This is a genomic window from Gordonia alkanivorans NBRC 16433 (assembly GCF_000225505.1).
GTDB lineage: Bacteria > Actinomycetota > Actinomycetes > Mycobacteriales > Mycobacteriaceae > Gordonia > Gordonia alkanivorans.
This window is the reverse complement of the sequence record NZ_BACI01000127.1, coordinates 1-2,527: the sequence shown is the minus strand read 5'-3', so window position 1 is coordinate 2,527 and position 2,527 is coordinate 1. Positions and strand designations below refer to the sequence as shown.

Here is a 2,527-nt window from a genome sequence, read left to right as displayed (position 1 = left end):
TGTCAACGGCCAGTTTGATGTCCCCGCTGGTGGCCAGGTAAAAGTCCCCACCCTGTGCGGGATGTTCTAGGTGGGTGGTACCTCCGTTCGGTGTGTCATGCGGTAGGAGTCGCCGTCGGTGATGACGATGGTGGCGTGGTGTAGGAGCCGGTCGAGGATGCTGGCGGCGGTGGTGTGTTCGGGCAGGAATCGTCCCCATTGTTCGAAGGGCCAGTGGCTGGCGATCGCGAGAGAGCGGCGTTCGTAGGCGCCGGCGACGAGCCGGAACAGTAGTTGGGTGCCGGTGTCGTCGAGTGGTGCGAATCCGATCTCGTCGAGGATGAGCAGATCTTGGCGTAGCAGGGTGTCGATGGTTTTGCCGACGGTGTTGTCGGCCAGTCCGCGATACAGGGTCTCCACGAGGTCGGCGGCGGTGAAGTACCGCACTTTGTGTCCGGCGTGTACTGCGGCGATCCCCAGCCCGATCAGGGTGTGACTCTTGCCAGTCCCGGCTGGGCCGATCAAGGCCAGATTGTGTTGGGCTCGAACCCATTCCAGTGAGGATAGGTATTCGAAGGTGTTGGCCGGGATGGAGGATGCGGCCACGTCGAACGATTCCAGGGTTTTGGTGACCGGGAACCCGGCAGCTTTGAGTCGGTTGCGGATGTTGGAGGCATCACGAGCGGCGATCTCGGCTTCGACCAGGGTCCGCAGCACTTCTTCGGGTGTCCATCGCTGGGTTTTCGCGGTGAGCAGTACCTCGGGTGCGGTGCGGCGGATCGAGGCGAGCTTCAATCGGCGTAGCGCTTGGTCGAGGTCGGCCGGTAGTGGCGGCACTGTTGGTGCAACTGATGTCGATGTTGTGGTGGTCATGACACCTCCTTGTCGCCGGCGCCGAGCTTGTAGGCATCCAGCGAGCGGGTGGGCGCGGTAGGCAGGTGCCCGAGCAGTGCTGTGCCGGCCGGTCGCGGGTTGGGGGTGCCGGCTCCGGCATCGAGGATCGAACGCACATCGGCGGCCTTGAACCGTCGGAATGCCACCGCCCTGGTCAGGGCGGTGAGCACCTGTTCGTGGCCGTGGGAGGTGACGAGCCCGAGGATGTCGTCGAGTTCACCGCTTAGGCGGGTGTTACCGATCGCGGCGGCACCGACCAGGAACTGCTCAGCAACCTCACCGAGAGCGCAGAACTGCTTCTCTGCTGCGGTTTTGGGTCGTGGTGCACGACTGGGCGGTGTGCGTGGCCCGCCGTAGTGGTCATCGTTGAGGACGACCTCTCCGGGTGCGGCCAGCAGATGTTCGGCGATCACCTCGCCTGAGGCGGGTTCGGCGATCAGGAGCCGTTCACCGTCCTGGATGAGGGTCACGGTGGTGCCGATGAGCCGGTTGGGTACCGAGTAGCGGGCCGAGGCGTACCGGATACATGAGAGGCGATCGACCTTTCGGGTGACCGGCGGTGGGCCGACTTGGGCCCGCAGAGATGGCAACGTCGACAGCACTTCTCGTTCCACATCGAGTTGCTCAGCAGGCACGCACAGTGTGTCGCTGTGGCGGCGGGTGTTGACCTCGACACACCAGTCCCGCGCGGCCCGGTTCGCTGCGTGCACATCCAGCTGCACGTCGTCACGACCAGCGGCGATCTTGGCTTCGGTCCACAACGGTTGCGCCAGATCTGACTGCGCGTACCCGCAGAGGTTCTCCACGATCCCTTTCGATTCCGGATCGGCGCCGTGACAGAAATCCGGGGCGAACCCGTAGTGGGTGGCAAACCGCACATACGAGGGGGTGGGTACGACGACGTTGGCGACGACTCCACCTTTGAGGCAGCCCATCCGATCAGCGAGTACCTTGTTGGGTACTCCACCGATCTCCTCAAAGGCTTCAGCGATGAATCCGAGTGTGGTGGTGGATGTTTCATTGGTGGCGAACCGAACGAACCGCCAGCGTGAGAACGCCAACACCGCGCAGAACATGTGCAGGCCGCCGATCACGGCCCAATCGATGACCAGGTAGTCACCCGGAGCCCACACTGCCGGGCGACGCCCACGATGGTGATCACGGCGCCACTGTGTTTTCTCCTGGGCGACGAGACGACGGAAGTTGCGGGCCGAGCCTGCATAGCCCGCCGCTCGCGCTACTGGTAGCAGACGTTTGGCGGTGATCCGGCCGTGTGACCGCTCGACTCTCTCGGCGACCAGCTCGGCGACGGTGTCGTAGTTGCGGGCCCGTTCCTTGCGATCGGGTGGTTGATCGTCGGCCTCGAACCGGTCGACCACACGTTTGACGGTCTTGTGGGTGGTGCCGCACACCTCGGCTGCGGCGCGATAGCTTCCGAGTTCTCGGTAAGCAGAAATGATGTCCATACGGTCCTTCGCAGACTTCAATGGAACTCCCAGGCGGTGATGGTGATCGGTTGGCACCTTCACCGTCATCGCCTGGGCCCTCAGTTCCGGGTCGACACGACGAACACAGGGTGGGGACTTTTATCTGGCCACCAGCGGGGACCTCGACCTGGCCACCAGTGGGGACTTTCTCATGGCCATGGACAGCG

General features: G+C 63.7%; 2 protein-coding genes. Both read right to left on the bottom strand.

The features are described 5' to 3' along the window. Positions 1–66: 66 nt before the first annotated feature. Entirely contained in the window at positions 67–852 is a 786-nt protein-coding gene (gene istB, locus GOALK_RS22885; RefSeq protein ID WP_006361228.1) for an IS21-like element helper ATPase IstB, read from the bottom strand. Next, complete coding sequence (istA, locus tag GOALK_RS22880) at positions 849–2,360, bottom strand: IS21 family transposase (RefSeq protein ID WP_075863973.1); 1,512 nt, start codon at positions 2,358–2,360, stop codon at positions 849–851. Before istA ends, istB begins: the two co-directional genes overlap by 4 nt. Positions 2,361–2,527 lie beyond the last annotated feature (167 nt).

Excerpts from the sequence above, each read along its gene's own strand:
- istB (WP_006361228.1), bottom strand. The coding sequence starts at position 852 with ATGACCACCACAACATCGACATCAGTTGCACCAACAGTGCCGCCACTA.